This is a genomic window from Psychrosphaera algicola, assembly GCF_028401425.1.
In the GTDB taxonomy this organism is placed as follows: Bacteria; Pseudomonadota; Gammaproteobacteria; order Enterobacterales; family Alteromonadaceae; genus Psychrosphaera; species Psychrosphaera algicola.
Genome location: NZ_JAQOMS010000002.1, coordinates 4,120,162 through 4,137,757, shown reverse-complemented (window position 1 = coordinate 4,137,757; position 17,596 = coordinate 4,120,162). Strand labels below are relative to the sequence as shown.

Below are 17,596 nucleotides of genomic sequence, written 5' to 3'. Positions count from 1 at the left end.
TCTATATTAACGGTAATACCGCCCAACCTCATATTTCGTTCAGTCGCTTTAATTTAGTGCGGTATCGACTTTGCAGTAAACAAAGGGTAAATCTGATACCGTTTCTTAACTGGTAAGTGGTATACATTCCACTTGCAAATTTTTGCGAGAAGGTGGCGGATTATAGCAACTGACTATCTAATCTAAAAAATTAAACGTTTGTGCGAATTTAGGGTGAAATAATTTGTTATTTCTCTTTTTGTGAATTTCACAGTTTGATACTGGCTCCTGAAGTCACCGTACTCTGCGGTGATATTAGGAGATTATAATGCACCATTTAATTCTTTTTCATTACTCAATGAAACCAATGAACTTACATTAGCTGATTCAGCTATCAAAACAACATTATTGAGCCTTGTGTTAGGAGGTTCACATGAATAAGACTATTGATGAATTAGTTATTAATTATCATGTTACAGAAGTATGTAATTACTCATGCAAATTTTGCTACGCAAAATGGGACCGCCCTAATGAAATACACGCTAATGGCCAAGACGCAGAGTTAATGCTTGAAAAGTTAGCTAATTACTTTTTTGACGATAATACCAACCATGTAAAAGCAGTTTTCCCTTACAAAAGTGTGCGTATCAATTTTGCAGGTGGGGAGCCGTTAATTCTTAAAAAACGTTTTGCAAAGTTAATCATAAAAACAAAGTCGCTAGGCTTTAATTTATCACTAATTACTAATGGCCATTACCTAACAGACTCTTTCATAAACAACTATGGCGCTATGTTTTCAATGATAGGGATCAGCTTTGACAGCCAATCTTTAATTGCACGTAAAAATATTGGTCGAATAGATCGTAAAGATGAATCTTTTGGACGTCACGATTTAATTAAAGCGGTTGCACAGCTTCGTAACGTTAACCCATCCATCATAATAAAAGTAAACACCGTTGTTAATAGCCTTAATTACCAAGAATCATTTGAGCAGCTAATAACAAAAATAAAACCCGAAAAATGGAAGGTTTTCAGGTGTTGCCAGTATTAAATGACAACTTATTAGTGTCTGATGAGCAGTTTTCTGGGTTTGTAAAACGCCATGCTTCATTAAAAGAAGTCATGGTGGCAGAAGATAACGAAGCGATGACAAATTCTTATTTAATGATTAATCCTCAAGGACGTTTTTATCAAAATAGCTCAAATCAAAATGGATACGTTTATGGTGATTTAATTTTAGATGTAAGTGTAGAGCAAGCGTTAGAAATCTGTGAAATAAATTGGGAGACATTTGCCAGTCGATACAAAAAGGATAATACAATCAGCCTTATTAGTAATAGTGAGTATCAGCTTAAAAATAAACAAAATAATGTCGCGTTAAAATCGGGAGCAGTAGCATGAGTACTATAAATAACGATCAACAATTTGCTGCCTTGTTTAAAGAATCCATCGCATCAGATTACAAAAATGCACTATTACTAATGAATGTGAACCCTGATGTTAGTTTGTTTAAATTTCGTAAGGTATTAGAGACGTTGTGTCTGCTATATGAACAACGCCATAGCTATAAATTCACAAGCAAAAATTTATGTGAGCAAATAAATGAACTAGCAAATATTAACGCTATTCATGGTGCAGATAGGGAACTTTTTCATAACGTTAGAGAGTTAACAAATGATGGAGTTCATGATAAAGCGCTAAGCAACCAAGAATTGCTGGATAAGGCGCTAGCCTCAAGAACAAAAGTATTAAACTTACTGGAAAGCGCTTATCTGAGCTTAGGGCTTGGTGAGCGGATACCTAAATACGAGTTAATAAACGAGGGAGGTCAAGAGCACAAAGATTTATGGTTTAACAGTTTAAACTCTTGTGATCACAAAAAGTATTTAAGTTTAGGTATTTTCTACGAAAAAATGGGTGAAGCTTTTGAAAGCCAAGCGTTAGAAGATAAATCTTTCACTGTGCGCGCGCAGGCTATGCATTCATTTGCTGCTGAGTCTTATAAAAGCGCTTTTCAACTTTGCTCAAAGAAAACGGTAACTGATGTTATTAATTCTGGCGATAAACAAATAACGATTGCTCAGGCAAGTCATCAAATTTTATTCAAATATGCTCTTTTATGTTTCAACAATAAAGTAGATAACCTACATATTACTGAGATAACAATATTACTAAACGCATTAGCAAAAAGAGGCTTTTACGCTGCTTACGCTTATTTAGGTTGGTGCCATTACTTAACTGAAGACTATAAAAAGGCACATAAATACCTTACCCATAAAAAAGCTGAGAATACAGTCTTTTTATTTCAAAAGTTAGGTGTTTTATATTCTTCAGGCAAAGCTTGCCCAATTAATAGCAATAAAGCCGTTGAGAGTTTTCAAGAAGCAGTACTGCTAGGTTGTAATCAATCAATGTTTGAACTTGGTAAGTTATACCACCGAGGAGAATTAGTTAATAAAGATGATGAACTAGCTCAAAATTACTTATACCATGCAATTGCCAATGGTAACTTAGATGCCGCTTCTTTCCTTGATGAAAAGTACTTGAAATTACGTAAGCTATTTTCTGGATTACTAGACCAAATTAAAAGTGACAAAGTAAAAATAGGGGCACAAAAGTCTTGTGCTAAAACAGCTAAATTAGGACGAAATGAACCTTGTTTTTGCCATTCTAATTTAAAGTATAAAAATTGCTGCGGGAAATAAAATAAAGAGAGATACACTGTATCTCTCTTTTTAGATTGAACTGCAGTGGTCAACAGTTTTTGGCCGGGAGGATTACCGGGCCAAACCGCCGTTATGTTGATGCGCCCTAACTGGACTGTAACAGTCGAATAATAGTTTTGTGCCAACAACTGACCGTCGAACTGTAACCCTCCCATATCTAGATCAAATATTAGGCGAGTCTTCCTAACGGCACAGCGCTTCAAAACTTGAAGTGTTGTTACAGAACGGCAAAGCTTTCAAGCCGATGGTTACTCAGTAAACTTTAACTGACAGTCACCGATTAAAACAGATAACTGTCAGCTCAAATCTAAGCTATTTCAGGCTAAATTAGGCATTAATTTGAGTTTCAGTAAATACGCCTGACCAGTAAGATGATTTATAAGCACTTGAAGGGTGATTTATTCCTAGCACTTTTAACCTGTTTTCTTTAAACGGGTACGTATGGTAGAAGTCACTAAACTTTTTATTAGCAACATAATTTCCAAATCCAAAATCTTCAGGCATCGCATCCCAAGCCTTATTTCCCCAACTTATTATTACATCTGGCTCAAGCTCTCCAATAACTTCCAAGAAGGCTTTCCTATCGGTCTCTTTGGTATAGTCATAATGTTGTGTGAGTCTTGGCTTTGTTCCTGCTGGTATTTGCAAATAATTATAGAATGCTACAGAACCCCATAACTCTTCTCGACTAAACTCTTCATGGCTTGTGCCTTGAACGAAACTATTCATAAACTTTGTAAAAGTAGATTTCCAATTACCTTTTACATCCTCACTCAAGTAGTCATTCATTACCCCTGTTGTAAAATCGCTTGATTGCTGTTTATTTGCAAGTAACTCTGTAACTTCTGATTCATCTGTATAGTGTGAATCACCAAGAATTAAAATCTTTTTGCTAAAAACCGAATCAACTTTTCCGTAACGGTTTCCTACCCAAGGTCTAAAAAATACATTGTTCATAGGTTGTCCTTTTATTTAAAATTAAATTTAACTTGACCACTACATATCGTTGGTTAATGTATGGAGCCAATTAGAAAAATCATCACACCTAGCCTTACTTACATCAATCACAGCAAATTTAAACCCTACTTGATTTTGTGTTGAGGACGCTAGGTAAAACCTATTTTCAGCTAGTTTCATAATTTTATCTGACGTACTACTTACAAAATTACCGTATGCATTAAATAACTTATCGACTTCTCCAGAATTTGCCATAATATCTCCCCCAATTCAATTCCAATTACCCCCCTATATAGGTGGGTATGTTATTTACACACCACAGGGGTTAAAACCCCGAACTAGGGTCGAGCTAATGAAAAATAATTTCCTCCTTGAATTGTGATAGTAAACGGCGAGTCAGAGTCAAAAATGGACAAAGATGAGTTTAAATTGGCTTTATTGCCGATATCCTAAAGGTGGATTAGAGTGACATTTATGTAAGTCAAATAATTAATTGCCTCTTTCATACCAAGTGGAAAGCGGTTTTTGCTTGTAGATCTGTAACTAATTCTTCTTCTTTTTAAACAACCAACGAATTGGTATTGGCGCTAATTTTTTCAGAGCCTTCTTTCCTACCCCCAGAAACTGGATGGTGGGTTATATTTTCTAACTGTAGTGGCATAGTGATTTTGGCCACCTAATTAGAGGATGTTATGATTGAATCATAGCAGTATTAGGTGAAGATAATGGCTAAGAAGTCACGTAAAAATTTCAGCCCAGAATTTAGATTAGAAACGGCACAATTGGTACTCGATCATGGTTATACCCATGAAGAAGCAGCTAAGGCCATGAATGTGGGTTATTCGACGATTGGTAAATGGGTTAAACAGTTAAAAGAAGAACGGCAAGGCAAAGCGCCTAAAGCAACCCCCATGACTCCCGAGCAGCTTAGGATAAGAGAGCTTGAAAAGAAAATTGAACGCATTGAATTAGAAAAGGAAATTCTAAAAAAGGCTACGGCTCTGTTGATGTCGGACTCACTGAACAATTCGAATTAATCGAAAAACTCAATCAGAGCCATAAAGTCAGGTATCCAATAAAAATATTGTGTGATGTCTTCGGTGTTAATCGTAGCAGCTTTAAATATTGGCTGAAACGAGATAATTCGCCGTCAGTCGAGCATCAAGTATTACTAAAGAAGGTTGAGAATGCTCATGAGTTAAGCGGTGGCTCCGCAGGTGCCAGAACAATCAGTGAAATCATTACACAAGATGAAAGTGACGTAACGTTGAGTCGATACCGGGCTACTAAGTTAATGAAAAAGCTTAATTTAGTGAGTTGTCAGATACCACAACATGTTTATAAGAAAGGCTCAAAGGAGCATGTGGCAATACCTAATTTGCTTGAACGTCAGTTTGATGTAACTGCGCCCAATCAAGTCTGGTGCGGCGATGTGACGTACATATGGACAGGAAATCGTTGGGCCTATTTAGCGGTCGTGATTGATTTGTTCGCTCGAAAACCTGTTGGGTGGGCAATGTCACACTCACCTGATAGCGATTTAACAGTCAAAGCACTAACAATGGCTTACGAGCTACGTGGCAGACCTGAAAACGTGATGTTTCACAGTGACCAAGGCAGTCATTACACAAGCCGTAAATTCAGGCAGAGGCTGTGGCGTTACCAGATAACACAAAGCATGAGCCGTCGCGGAAATTGCTGGGACAACGCACCGATGGAGCGATTTTTCAGAAGTCTAAAGACAGAATGGGTTCCAACGGTAGGCTATCGTAGTTTTAATGAAGCCAAGATAGATATCACGAAATATATTATTGGCTATTACAGTCAAGTTAGGCCGCATCAGCATAATGGCGGTTTGGCACCAAATGAGTCAGAGAGAAGATACTGGCTAAACTATAAAACCGTGGCCAAAAACAGTAGACCACTACAGTAGATCGTTCAATGATTCATGTGGTCGATCATAATTGTATTCGACCATCCAACTATCTGTTATTTCTCGTACTTCCGTCAAGCTGTTAAACAAATAACAGTCTAAGACTTCATTTCTATAGGTGCGATTAAATCTTTCAATAAACGCGTTTTGAGTCGACTTTCCTGGCTTTATAAAATCTAATTTGATGCCATGAAATTCGGCCCATAGCTCAAGTTTATGAGAGATAAATTCAGGCCCGTTGTCCTGCCTGAGCCGTTTAGGATAGCCGCGATATTCAGCAACGCGGTCTAACACTCGTATGATCCTCTCTGCTGGCAGACTTGAATCAATTTCTATGGCGAGTGACTCGCGATTATAATCATCAATGACGTTAAACGTCCGAAACGACTTTCCTGAGTACAGACTGTCGCTCATGAAGTCCATTGACCAGCAATCGTTGGCCTGTGCAGGAACGGTAAGCGGCTCAGGCTCACGCGTGGGTAATCGTCTTTTACCTTTACGCCTTAAGTTCAACTTAAGACCGCAGTAAATACGATAGACTCGCTTGTGGTTCCACCCATGGCCCATATAACGCAGCCGTTTAAATATCTTACGAAACCCATAACGAGTGTGCTTTTGAGCGAGCTTTGAGACAGCCGTGATAATTTCACTATCATCAACCAACTTAGGCTGATAGTAATAAGTGCAACGACTTATTCCTAATGCATTACACGCCAGCACAACGCCAAGACCATGATGAATTACCGCATACTGCGCCAATTCCTTGCGCTCCACTGGCTTTACAGCTTTTTTCAATGATGTCCTTCAGTGCCACATTTTGTAAACTCACATCGGCAAACATTTTTTTGAGCTTGGCGTTTTCTTCCTCAAGCTCCTTCATGCGTTTAAGCTCTGACTGCTCCATGCCACCATATTTAGCTTTCCACTTGTAATAAGTGCTTTGGCCTACATTGTGTTTACGGCACAGGTCCGGCACCGTCATCACACCAGATTCACCTTCTTTTAAAATGGCAAATATTTGGCTTTCAGTAAATCTCGATTTTTTCATGTTGTTCTCCATCTAGGGTTACTTTAAATGGAAAACTCTATTTTTAACATTCTGATTTTATGGGAGGGTTACAGATCCCACTACAAGAGCCTGACTATATTAACAAGCTCGCGGAGAAATTAGGCCAAACTAAAAAGATCCTAATGAATAACGATAAGGTTGATGAATTTGTATTTCACAAAAACAAAACAGCTCTGAATATCTAATACTCAGAGCTGTTATGTTATGAGTCTTTGACCCCTATATGACCCCCAACGTTTGGAAGTAAATAAAAGTCAATTAATTCAAAGGGTTTAGATTAAAACGGCATCTTCATACCAGGAGGCATGCCCATGCCGCCAGAGACTTTCGCCATTTGTTCTGTATTCATCTCTTCAACACGACGCACTGCATCGTTTACCGCAGCGGCTAACAAGTCTTCAATCATTTCCTTGTCGTCTTCCATTAAAGAGTCGTCAATTTCCACACGTTTAACATTGTGGCTGCCCAACATAGTAACTTTAACCAGACCGGCACCCGACTCGCCAACAACTTCCATCTTAGCGATTTCTTGTTGCATCTTTTGCATTTTTTCTTGCATTTGTTGGGCTTGCTTCATGATGTTGCCCATTCCACCTTTAAACATAGGTCTGTCCTCTGAATGTCATTATTCCACTGTTAATGTGGTCAAAAATTTTGGTTTCAAGTTTGCGAACTAAGAAACCGGATTTATCGTACCTGGGATTATCTTGCCGCCAAATTCGTTTAACAAGGTTTGCACAAAACCATCCTCAGCAATACTTTGTTCGGCACGCTCTTGTCGATTTACATTAATATTTTTCTGTATATCAGCGGGTGACGCTTGGGTAATTTCACTTTTATTGATAACAAAATTAGACGCTGGTGACAATCTTGAAACCACGTCTGTGAGTTCTGCTTCTGATCGTTCGTTTAACAAATGAGCAAATTCTTGTTTAACTGTTAATTCAATTTGATTGCCGTCAATTTTAACTTCGCCATTGCGGGCCAACTGCCTGCCTAATCCGGCTAAATCTGACACCTCTATCATCCGAGCCCATTCGTCTACTTCGTGGGCAAACTTAACTTCGTCGTGCTCAATTGGTTTTAGGTCAGGTAGTTCTTCTAATTTCTCTTCAATGACTTTTTCAACCGGGACTTGCTCTTGGCTTTGTTGAGGTTCTTGCGCCGAACTATTGCTCTCGAGTTTTTCAATTTCAGCGGTTTGCACACTCGATGCAACATTAGCCAAATTTGTTGGTAACCCACGATTCGCCAAAATAGCCATTACTGGGTTTTCTAATTCTGAAGTAGAGTTTAGTGCACTGTTTGATTGAGGCATTTGTGCGACTACTGACGGCTCTTGAGGTGGTGGTTCTATATGTCCTAATGATTGCTCAGGGAAATGAGCGGCCCCTTGCTGAAACTCTGAACTTGGGTCAAAACCCTGACTTTCAGCCATGTCTTGATAAAATGCTTGTTGCGAGAGTAGTTCGTGCTCTTGTTCAGCCGTTTGATTAGAGATATGTTGGTAGTCTTCATAGCCTGCTAGTATAGGGTCAACAATTGGTTGTGTTGCTGCTTGTGCAGTAGTTTGCTTCTGTTCCTGACCACGCTCTTGATTTTTAAATGTTTGCGTAGCCTGAAGGTCATCGCCCTGCTTATTATCAACTGGGGGTTGCTGATTAGCGGCTAATTCTCGAGGATCAACTTTCTGTTCAACCTTAGGTTCAACCTCTGTGACAATTTTAGGACTTATTTCTGGAGTTTCATACGGCTTTTGTACAGCATTAACTGAACCTTGATGAGTTGATGTAAGTGACTGTTCACTTACTTCCAAAGGCTTATTTTCATCTGGTAGTGGTTGAGTTAAAAGATCACTTAATGAAGATTCAAGGTTTTTTTACGCTTTCCTGTGACTCAGCCTGAGGTTGCTCACTTGTGGTAACACTTGCTGCTTCAACTGGTTTAAAAGCCAATAATCGCAAACACAACATTTCAAAACCACGGGTGATCTCAGGCGCTAGCGGTAAGTCTTTCTTACCTTGAAGTAACAATTGATAATAAACTTGAATTTGAGCTGCAGGAATATTTTGTGCAACTTTTAGCACAAAAGCCTCATTTTCGACACTCAATTTTGCCGCCGCTGGCAACACCTGAGCCATCGCTATCTGATGGCAAAGCGTTAACATATCATCAAGGACTTTAATAAAGTCTGGGCGCTGTTTTTCAAGTCGGTTAAATACTTCAATTAAACGTTCGCCATTGCCCGTCAAAATCGCGGTAAAGACATTTTGGCTCCATAGGCAATATCAACCGTACCCAACATACTTTGGACAATACTCAGCGTGAGGTTTTCCCCGACTGTGCAATCGCTTGGTCGGTCAAACTCAACCCGTCTCGCATGCTACCATGGGCATATTTTGCGATTAATGTCAGTGCAGGTGCTTCGTATTGAATATGCTCCGCCTGTAAAATCGATTGTAATTGTTGCTCGATTTGCACTATGTCTAAGGCCTGCAAATTAAATTGCAAACAACGAGACAGGATGGTGACGGGTAGTTTTTGAGGATCGGTTGTCGCGAGTAAAAACTTAACGTGTTCTGGTGGCTCTTCTAACGTTTTTAATAAAGCGTTAAAACTGTGGCGGGACAACATATGAACTTCGTCGATAAGGTATATTTTATAACGACCACGAGTAGGTGCATATTGTACGTTGTCTAATATTTCACGAGTATCACCAACTTTGGTTCGTGATGCAGCGTCAATCTCGATTAAATCGACAAACCGACCGGCGTCAACATCAACACAAGTCGCACATTGACCACATGGTTCCGCGGTAATGCCCGTTTCACAATTAAGACTTTTTGCAAAAATACGTGCTATAGACGTTTTGCCTACGCCTCGGGTACCAGTAAAAAGATAGGCGTGATGTAATCTTTGATTTGTTAAACCGTTGATCAATGCCGACTTTACATGTTCTTGGCCAACTAATTCAGCAAATTTTGCTGGTCGCCATTTTCTTGCCAGTACCTGATAGCTCATTAATATAGACCTTTATTCGCCTTCAAATTCAGTTAAATAAAAACTATTAACTGACAAGTTAGTCAGACGTTTCTCACCGCCCAACTCAGGTAGATTAACGACAAAACACGCGTCTTCAACGTGCGCCCCCAGTTTTCGAATTAACTTGGTTGTCGCTTCAATCGTACCACCAGTCGCTAATAAATCGTCAACCATTAATACTTTATCATCGGCAGATAAGGCGTCTGTGTGTAATTCTAAAATATCTTCACCGTATTCTAGTACGTATGCCTGAGAAATAACGTCACGAGGTAACTTACCTGGTTTTCGAACGGGGATAAACGGTACGTTCATTTTATAAGCTAATGGTGCTCCGAAGATAAAACCTCTCGCTTCCGTTCCGACAATAGCAGTGATCCCACTATTTTGATATTGCGCTGCAAACCTATCAATTGTCGCCGAAAACGCGACAGGGTTTTGCATTAACGAGGTCACATCCCTAAATTGAATGCCCGGTTTCGGGTAGTCAGGAATGGTTTTAATACTGTCTTTTATTATGTCTGACATTTTTAATCCAACTCATATTTACTTATCGCAGTATGACAGATTGGATTAGAAGGCAAAACACTAAACTGAACAAAACTTTAAGATTAAATTTGTAAGGTTAACGTTATCGCCCGACGTTGATTAAATTCGGCAAACATCTGTTGCACAAATTGTTGCGCACCGCCCTGTTCTAGTTGAATTGCGTCCGACGTTAAAAAATCGATACATTGCGTGAAACTCACTTGGTTATGTTGCTGAATAAATGTCATCAAGTGGACGGTAAGCGCGTCAGTGCCAACAAATTGAATTTCGTAACTTGGGTCCCGATAAACCACAATGTACGTAGGTGTCGGCTCTAAGGGCTTGTTATCTGCCGAAATAGTATGAACTGGGTAATTATAAGCTAGTGGCCAAGTAGATTCAGGTATGCTAACCAAGTATTGTGAAAATTGCCCAACCGCTACTAATTCTTGATCAAATTCAGCAACAACCGCTTCTCTATCGGAAACCACATCTTCTCCCGAGTCACCCATTGCAGTTGCACTTGCTAACTCCACCCATTCATAGTGCGCAAGTTCAAGCATCCATGGCTCGTCTAAAGTCCCATAGTGATTGCGCAAGATACGTTAAAAACTCCTCACTTATTTCTATAAAGTGAGGCGTTTCACATTGGTGTTCAATAAAAACGACCGAACAAGTGCAAGCCACTTTTTTGTGCCCATTGTGCTTTTAAAACGGGAAAGGTAGTGGCACAAAAGTCTTCTAGATTATTGAAAAATAACTCTTGATAGATCTCGACGCGCCTTTGTTCATCTTTATTATTGCTTTGCGTAACACCCGTTCTTATTTGTTGCGCTAAATGTAACTGAGCCTCGGTTAACTTAGTCATTTAAAAACTCACCCTTAGTGCTTTTGATAATTGCGTTATAACGTGCGTTTAAATTTATTTTGAATCGCCGTAATCATATCCACTTCAACTAATAACTCAGACATTGGAGGTATATTGAAATCACGCTCTAATAACGTAGGAAAAACACCGTGTTTTGCATAAGCGTATTCAAGTAAAGCCCAAACATCGGGTTTAACGTCATCGCCGTGCGTGTCGACTTTTAGATCGACGGCCTCATCATAATGTCCAGCAATATGGCCATACAAAATTCGTTCTGACGGAACCTTGTCAATAAAACTTTTTGCATTGTACTTATGGTTAATTGAATTGACATATACGTTATTAACGTCAAATAGTAATTTACAATCCGCTTCCGCCAGCACAGCATTCAAAAACTCAGATTCAGAAAGCTCCTGACCCGTTTTTAAATAATAAGATACATTTTCGATGGCTATTTGCTGTTCTAATACGTCCTGAACGAGTCGAATTCGTTCCGCAACATAGCGAACAGCCTCTTCGGTAAATGGGATCGGCATTAAGTCGTACATATGGCCATTCGCTGAGCAATAACTTAAATGCTCAGTGTAATGACGGACATTAAATTTGCTCATAAAGGTTTTAACTTCACGAACGAACTCAATATCCAATGGGTCAGGACTGCCTATTGACAGACTTAGTCCATGAGTCGTTAATGGTATTTTACGGCTTACTTCCGCCAGAGTATGTTGAAACTTGCCACCGAGTCTCATCCAGTTTTCCGGCGCTACCTCAACAAAATTAACATTCGACTCAACGATTGTTGTGAGGTCGTTTTCCATTCCACGTCTAAATCCTAAACCCGAACCAGATATTTCCACACTTCACCTCAATAAAAAGCCAGACTAGCTGGCTCTTATTTCATTACTAATACTATTGCCTAAATTACTTAAGCTTGAGTACCGCCACATTTGGCCTCTTTATCGCTTTTTTCGCTTTATGGCCACCGCACTTACCTTCACCGCATTTGCCTTCGCCACATTTAGCTTCTTTTTCGCTTTATCGCCGCCGCATTTGCCTTCGCCGCATTTAGCTTCTTTTTCGCTTTATCACCGCCACATTTGCCTTCGCCGCATTTAGCTTCTTTTTCGCTTTATCACCGCCGCATTTGCCTTCGCCGCATTTAGCTTCAAATGTTTGGACTTCATAGCCGCCTTTCATGTCTACTGCTTGAAAACCCGCAGCATGGACATTACCGACAACTGAAGTTCCGAGTGCAGCTACACCGATTGCAGCGAGTGTCATTTTTTATTCAATTTCATGGAGTTCCCCTTATTTCGAATTTTGCTGTTTTACAAAAATACGATTATGTTGAGCTTATAATAGATAATGTTAACGACAAATAATATCGCCTTTCAACATTGCTTACATAGATGACCTGACGGTTATCCATTTTATTTCAATAAAAATAGTCAAAACTCTAATATTTTATTGACCAACAAATGACAATTAGCAACTATAATCAAAAATACCAGTAATACAAATGAAGAAACACTATGATTTTTAGCAGATTAGAAACATCATTTCGTGACAATCTATCCGGTCTATATAGTGAAGCCTACTTCGCCGAGGTATTCCAACGCGAATGGAATAGAATGATGCGAGAAAAAGACGCTCTCACGATTATGATCATCCATACCCATCTTAATGTAAATCAAGAACTCGACCGTAAAATGTTTAAAGTTGTTTCCGAACATGTAGAAAACTCAACTAAACGTTCAACTGATTTAGTTTGTCGCTTCCACGAAAATGAAATTGCCATCGGGCTTTTTAATTTAGATGAAAACGGCACCGAGACTGTCGCTAAAAGGATCTTAACTGATTGCGTTTCCGAACTCGTCCAACTAGGTATTAACATTAACTTTTCCATCGGTGCATTAAACGTTTTACCTAATAACGACATAGAGTTGGAACAACTGTTTAATTTGACAGAGGATTTAACGTTTAAAGCGGAAAGCAAGGGACCAAACGCATGCGAGTTGCAATATTATAAATTGCATTAATTGTCATGATTCGGCCAACGTACTGAACAGACGATTTAAATGTGAATATTGATATAATTGAATACTTAGGACGGAGGCTAATCCTCCCGAAAAATAAAAGTCGCCGCAAGGCTGTTTGTGGTTTGTCGTGTTTATAGCGAACAATATTGAACTGTCGGATACTAAAAAATATTGGACTGTCGGATACTAAAAATAGCTAAACTAAAATTTGTTTGCTTTAGATACAAAAAAACCGCCTTGAGGCGGTTTTTTTTACGAAAACGTATTTAAAGAACAGTGCCTTTTCGGCTTGCTGTGTCTTTAATATAACCTTCCCAGCCTGCAGCTGATTTAGCAGAGTTTTTGTCTTTTTTAGCTTCTTGGATAGCCGCGTAGGACTCTTTCCAGTTTTCTAAATAAAACTGTGCTTCTGCTATACCCATATAGACAGGACCTTTGCGTTTTATGCCAAATTTAAGCGCTTTATCAAAAGCTTCTACAGCTTTATCAAAACGTTCCATTACCATATACGCTGTGCCTTGCTTACGGTACAAGTCTGCGTCATTCTCAATCTTAGCGGCTTCACCAAAATACTTCGCTGCTTTCGCATACTCTTTTGCATTTTGATAGGTACTCGCCATAACTGACAACGTCTGTTCTGTTTTCTTAATCAATCCACTAGCGATAAACTCATCTTGAATAATGGCAGCTTTATAAGGAATGCCATTAGATGCGTAAAGTTGTGCTAACTGTTTAACTTGAGATTGCGTAGTTAAGAAACCTTGCTTATGAGCAACTTCCATTGTTGACAATCCACGTTGGTAATCCTCAGTTAACATGTAAAACATGCCTAATTGAGTCCACCACTTAGCATTGTCAGGGAAAGTTTTAACCAAGTCTTCAACCGCTTTCGTCGCTTCTGGATACATCTTACGTTCGTAGTAAGACGCCATAACTAACACATACGGGTTTTGATTTGGTTTTTCATACAAAGTGATCGCTTTTCTTGCTGGTGCAAGCACCGCATCATAGTTTTTCAACTCATAATGTGCATTTGCGATACGCAAGTAAACGTTCGGATCTTCGTCATGAGAAAAATCAAGAAACGCTTGGTAATTTACCAACGCATCTTCATATTTTTTCTCTTGAATCGATAAATCGGCAATCAGCTTAAGCACGCCTTTATGATCATCAAACGGTAATTCGTCGATGTCTTTAGCACTAGTAAGGTGTTTTAACGCAAGGTCAACTTGACCTTCCTGCGCATACATATTACCGATAAAACGATCGATATAGGCTTTATCGAAATCATCTTTAGCATCAACTTCTAAAAGGATTTCCAAACCGCCTTTAATATCATCCGCTGAATACAACTCAAAAGCCTTTTGGACTTTCTTACCGATTCTCGGACCTAACGCTTTACCACCACGTTGTTTCTTAAGTTGCTGAACTAATTCAGCTTTCTCAGCTGGAACCGCTGCTTTAGCTTTAGGAGCAACAAGTGCGCCTAAAACTAATGAAGCTGAAAGGACTAGTTTCAATGTGTTATTCATATTACTAACCTCCTCCCAAATTAAAGTCTAGTTGTACACTTAAACCAGTTTGGTGCTGAGGTTTTCCATCAACCATTTTTGGCTTGTATTTCCACTTACGTAGCGCTTTTCTTGCTTCGCGGTCGAAAACACGTTTGGGTTCAGCGTCGATAATTTCGACATTCTCAACACCACCAAGTTTGTTAATTTCAAAGCTCAACTTAACCCAACCTTCAATACCATCACGGGCAGCTTTAGTCGGGAATTTTGGTTCAATTCGTACAATAGGTGTAGCGTCGCCATCTCTAACCAATGCACCTGGACCACTTAGTCCTGCACTTGCACCACCGACATCAACAGTAGGCATGCGAATACCCATGCTGGTGCTGTCAGAAATTTCAGGTTCAGGTTCAGGCGTTTGCGGCTTAGGCGGCTGCTTAGGCGGAGGCGGAGGCGGCGGCGGAACACGGTTCCGCTGCTGCGCTTTACTTTCCGGCGGAGTAGTATTTATTTCAACGATGATGTTCTCACGTTGCTCATCTTTGGATTTTGCACCTCCAGAGATAAGCTCAGCCATAACAACAAACAAGCCGAATGTGATTACTACACCAACCGCAAGTGATGCAATCAATCTCAACATACTATTTCTTCTCCGCTGCGATGATGATTTTTAGTTCACCAGCCGACTTGATAGCGTCCATTACTTTAACCACAACACCGTGTTTAGATTCTTTATCTGCTTGCACGATGATAGATTCAGTCGGTTGTTCAGCCAACATACGCTCGATATTTGCAGCTACACGTTCGATGTCGACTAGACGTTTGTCCATCCAAACTTCGCCGTTAGCTTTGATAGCGATAAATATGTTGCCTTTAGAGTTTGGCTTTGAGGCAGCTGCTTTTGGCTTAACTACTTCAATACCAGCTTCTTTCACGAATGACGTTGTAACGATGAAGAATATCAACATGATGAATACGATGTCTAGCATCGGAGTCATATCAATTGCGGCATCATCATCTTCACGAAAACGTTGTTTACGTGCCATAGTTCAATCTCCTAGTGATGTGGCAAGCTATCAACTAGCTTTTCTTTTGCCACTTTAACTCTTGTTTCAAGACGCGTACTGAAGAAGATTCCAGATAGCGCAGCAACCATTCCCGCCATTGTCGGGATTGTCGCCATTGAAATACCAGAAGCCATCAAACGAGGGTTACCAGTACCTTGCGACGCCATTGTGTCAAATACAGTAATCATACCGGTTACTGTACCTAATAGACCAATCAGCGGACACATCGCAACAAGAGTTTTAATAATTAACATTCTTGCGTTTAATAGTTCGGATGCCTCAGAAACCCAAGCATCACGGTTCCTATGTGCACTCCATGAAGTCGTGTCTGGTCGAGCATCCCATCTTGCAATAATAGAATCACGCAATTTTGGAAACTCAACTGTCAAAAACCACCAACGCTCCATCATTAACGCCCACATAACAAGTAGGGCGAATGCGACAAAGTATAAAACAAAGCCGCCAGTGCCAATAAAATCCCTGACGGATTCCCATAGACCCATCAGGTATATCATTAGGCTTTCTCCTTCTCAGCATGAGCAGCAATGATACCAGCGCTTTGCTCATCTAAGATGTGAATGATAGTTTTAGCACGTGCAGCAACGATGCTGTGTGTAAAGATTAGTGGTAGTGCAGCAATGATACCCATAGCAGTTGTTACAAGTGCCATAGAGATTGAACCAGCCATTAGTTTAGGGTCACCAGTACCGAATAACGTAATTTGTTGGAACGTTTCAATCATACCGATTACCGTACCTAATAGACCTAACAAAGGCGCTACAGCAGCAAGGATCTTGATTGTGTTGATACCACGTTCGATGCGAGGCGTTTCACGTAGAATACCTTCATCCAACTTAAGTTCTAGATTTTCAACATCTGAACCACGGTTATCATGATAAATCTTTAAGATACGACCTAACGCGTTATTCTCAGATGGATTTGAAGTATCTTTAAGCTGCTTCTTCATCTTAGAACCTTCAGTTAACGTAGTGAACAAGCTTAATAGGGCAATTAGGAAACCAATAGCCAATACCGCTGTAATTACGTAACCTGAGTACCACCTTGGTGATAACGGTCTTCTAAAGTTGCTTTTTGCGTGTTAAGACGCAAGATACCGCCACGGCTAGGGTCAACATAGAAAGGTACAAATGAACCCGCTGGTGCATTTGCTAATTCTTTAGCAGATGAACGGAAGTGAGATTCAGCAGACTTACCTAAAGGTTGAACTTTACCAGTTGCGTCGTTATAAATAACGTAGCTACCGTCGTCTAATACAAGGTTGAACGAACCAACACGAGTAACAGTTTCAACTGTTTGGCCGCCAGCAAGTTGTGAAACTTCAGTTTCAAACTTAACTACTTTACCTGATTCAGTCATTTCTGTTTGTAATGCAATCCATAACTCTTCTAATTCACGAGTCGTAGGAAGTTTTTTAGCTTCAGCAAGTTCTGCTAAAAGTTTGTCACGACCAGGATACTGTGAAGAAATGTTAGATGCAGTAATTGAACCGATTGTATTAGTAGCTGCACGACGTACAACACCAAACATTTCGCCCAAAGTACCTTCTGCATTTTTCAATTCTTGAGCACGAACAGCTAACGTTTTCTCATTTTGTCCGTATTGCTTTTGCAAACGGTCGCCACGGTCTTTCTCAGCTTTAAGTTCGTCTTGCCCTTTTTTCAACAATGCTTGTTTGTCAGCACGAGCAGAAGAAAACTCTTGCTCACGCTTCTTGTTAAGTTGACCTTCTGAAATACGGTCTTTCTTAACTTGTTGCAATAAATTGTCTAGCTCGCCTGCTGCATTCGCTTGAGTTGCGATACCTGCAGTTGCTAAAGCAGCGGCTAAAACCAATGAATTAAATACCTTTTTCATGTGTT

General features: G+C 39.8%; 18 protein-coding genes and 4 pseudogenes. 5 read left to right on the top strand and 17 right to left on the bottom strand.

Annotated features, from left to right (window positions below):
• Nucleotides 1-412 precede the first annotated feature (412 nt).
• The 3 genes from PN838_RS22730 to PN838_RS22720 are packed head-to-tail and all read left to right on the top strand — an operon-like array spanning nt 413 to nt 2,684.
• The gene (locus PN838_RS22730) at nt 413-1,030 is read left to right on the top strand and encodes a viperin family antiviral radical SAM protein (protein WP_272182073.1); all 618 of its coding nucleotides are present in this window, start codon (nt 413-415) and stop codon (nt 1,028-1,030) included.
• Nucleotides 1,015-1,380, top strand: a complete 366-nt coding sequence (locus PN838_RS22725; protein WP_272182072.1) for a hypothetical protein — start codon at nt 1,015-1,017, stop codon at nt 1,378-1,380. Before PN838_RS22730 ends, PN838_RS22725 begins: the two co-directional genes overlap by 16 nt.
• A complete protein-coding gene (locus tag PN838_RS22720; RefSeq protein ID WP_272182071.1) occupies nt 1,377-2,684 on the top strand; it encodes a DUF4145 domain-containing protein in 1,308 nt (435 codons plus the stop codon). Before PN838_RS22725 ends, PN838_RS22720 begins: the two co-directional genes overlap by 4 nt.
• 348 nt (nt 2,685-3,032) lie before the next feature.
• Here the strand turns inward: PN838_RS22720 and PN838_RS22715 are convergent, their stop codons facing one another.
• Nucleotides 3,033-3,662, bottom strand: a complete 630-nt coding sequence (locus tag PN838_RS22715; protein ID WP_272182070.1) for a hypothetical protein — start codon at nt 3,660-3,662, stop codon at nt 3,033-3,035.
• 39 nt (nt 3,663-3,701) lie between these two features.
• Entirely contained in the window at nt 3,702-3,917 is a 216-nt protein-coding gene (locus PN838_RS22710) for a hypothetical protein (protein ID WP_272182069.1), read from the bottom strand.
• Nucleotides 3,918-4,387: 470 nt separating this feature from the next.
• Between PN838_RS22710 and PN838_RS22705 the strand changes: the two genes are divergently transcribed.
• A protein-coding gene (locus PN838_RS22705; protein WP_272182068.1) for an IS3 family transposase occupies nt 4,388-5,595 on the top strand; the annotation gives its coding sequence in 2 pieces (ribosomal slippage) (nt 4,388-4,655 and nt 4,655-5,595; 1,209 coding nt in all).
• Here PN838_RS22705 and PN838_RS22700 read toward each other — a convergent pair.
• The 10 genes and pseudogenes from PN838_RS22700 to PN838_RS27900 form a co-directional block, all read right to left on the bottom strand.
• Nucleotides 5,587-6,643, bottom strand: a protein-coding gene (locus tag PN838_RS22700) for an IS3 family transposase (protein ID WP_272182067.1) whose coding sequence is annotated in 2 segments (ribosomal slippage) — nt 5,587-6,388 and nt 6,387-6,643 — 1,059 coding nt in all. Because the reading frame shifts where the segments join, the coding sequence is not laid out codon by codon here. The two genes, PN838_RS22705 and PN838_RS22700, sit on opposite strands and share 9 nt — an antisense overlap.
• A gap of 298 nt (nt 6,644-6,941) precedes the next feature.
• Nucleotides 6,942-7,268, bottom strand: a complete 327-nt coding sequence (locus PN838_RS22695; RefSeq protein ID WP_215964307.1) for a YbaB/EbfC family nucleoid-associated protein — start codon at nt 7,266-7,268, stop codon at nt 6,942-6,944.
• Between the two features lie 69 nt (nt 7,269-7,337).
• Nucleotides 7,338-8,480, bottom strand: a complete 1,143-nt coding sequence (locus tag PN838_RS22690; protein ID WP_272182066.1) for a DNA polymerase III subunit gamma/tau C-terminal domain-containing protein — start codon at nt 8,478-8,480, stop codon at nt 7,338-7,340.
• Between the two features lie 79 nt (nt 8,481-8,559).
• A pseudogene (gene dnaX, locus PN838_RS27910) lies at nt 8,560-9,685 on the bottom strand (DNA polymerase III subunit gamma/tau); the annotation flags it as partial.
• A gap of 12 nt (nt 9,686-9,697) precedes the next feature.
• A complete protein-coding gene (apt, locus tag PN838_RS22680; protein ID WP_272182065.1) occupies nt 9,698-10,231 on the bottom strand; it encodes an adenine phosphoribosyltransferase in 534 nt (177 codons plus the stop codon).
• 83 nt (nt 10,232-10,314) lie between these two features.
• The gene (locus PN838_RS22675; RefSeq protein ID WP_272182064.1) at nt 10,315-10,794 is read right to left on the bottom strand and encodes an HvfC family peptide modification chaperone; all 480 of its coding nucleotides are present in this window, start codon (nt 10,792-10,794) and stop codon (nt 10,315-10,317) included.
• Nucleotides 10,795-10,886: 92 nt separating this feature from the next.
• Nucleotides 10,887-11,099: an HvfC/BufC family peptide modification chaperone gene (locus PN838_RS22670; RefSeq protein ID WP_272182063.1), complete on the bottom strand. Its 213-nt coding sequence runs from the start codon at nt 11,097-11,099 to the stop codon at nt 10,887-10,889.
• 35 nt (nt 11,100-11,134) lie between these two features.
• Nucleotides 11,135-11,956, bottom strand: a complete 822-nt coding sequence (locus PN838_RS22665; RefSeq protein WP_272182062.1) for an HvfB family MNIO-type RiPP peptide maturase — start codon at nt 11,954-11,956, stop codon at nt 11,135-11,137.
• Nucleotides 11,957-12,020: 64 nt separating this feature from the next.
• Nucleotides 12,021-12,116: pseudogene (locus tag PN838_RS27905) on the bottom strand (HvfA family oxazolone/thioamide-modified RiPP metallophore); the annotation flags it as partial.
• Nucleotides 12,117-12,239: 123 nt separating this feature from the next.
• Nucleotides 12,240-12,296 (bottom strand): annotated as a pseudogene (locus PN838_RS27900) (hypothetical protein); the annotation flags it as partial.
• 335 nt (nt 12,297-12,631) lie between these two features.
• Between PN838_RS27900 and PN838_RS22655 the strand changes: the two are divergent.
• A complete protein-coding gene (locus PN838_RS22655; protein WP_272182061.1) occupies nt 12,632-13,138 on the top strand; it encodes a GGDEF domain-containing protein in 507 nt (168 codons plus the stop codon).
• Nucleotides 13,139-13,404: 266 nt separating this feature from the next.
• On the opposite strand, the gene PN838_RS22650 is transcribed toward PN838_RS22655, so the two are convergent.
• The 5 genes and pseudogenes from PN838_RS22650 to PN838_RS22630 all read right to left on the bottom strand — a co-directional run bounded on the left by PN838_RS22650 (nt 13,405) and on the right by PN838_RS22630 (nt 17,591).
• A complete protein-coding gene (locus PN838_RS22650; protein ID WP_272182060.1) occupies nt 13,405-14,670 on the bottom strand; it encodes a tetratricopeptide repeat protein in 1,266 nt (421 codons plus the stop codon).
• 4 nt (nt 14,671-14,674) lie between these two features.
• Nucleotides 14,675-15,289: a TonB family protein gene (locus PN838_RS22645; RefSeq protein ID WP_215964300.1), complete on the bottom strand. Its 615-nt coding sequence runs from the start codon at nt 15,287-15,289 to the stop codon at nt 14,675-14,677.
• A gap of 1 nt (nt 15,290) precedes the next feature.
• Nucleotides 15,291-15,695 carry an ExbD/TolR family protein gene (locus PN838_RS22640; RefSeq protein WP_215964299.1) on the bottom strand — a complete coding sequence of 135 codons (405 nt, stop codon included), beginning with the start codon at nt 15,693-15,695 and terminating at the stop codon, nt 15,291-15,293.
• A gap of 11 nt (nt 15,696-15,706) precedes the next feature.
• Nucleotides 15,707-16,231, bottom strand: coding sequence for a MotA/TolQ/ExbB proton channel family protein (locus PN838_RS22635; RefSeq protein ID WP_272182059.1), 525 nt, complete (start codon nt 16,229-16,231; stop codon nt 15,707-15,709).
• Nucleotides 16,231-17,591: pseudogene (locus PN838_RS22630) on the bottom strand (MotA/TolQ/ExbB proton channel family protein). The gene PN838_RS22635 and the pseudogene PN838_RS22630 overlap by 1 nt, the downstream one beginning before the upstream one ends.
• Nucleotides 17,592-17,596 lie beyond the last annotated feature (5 nt).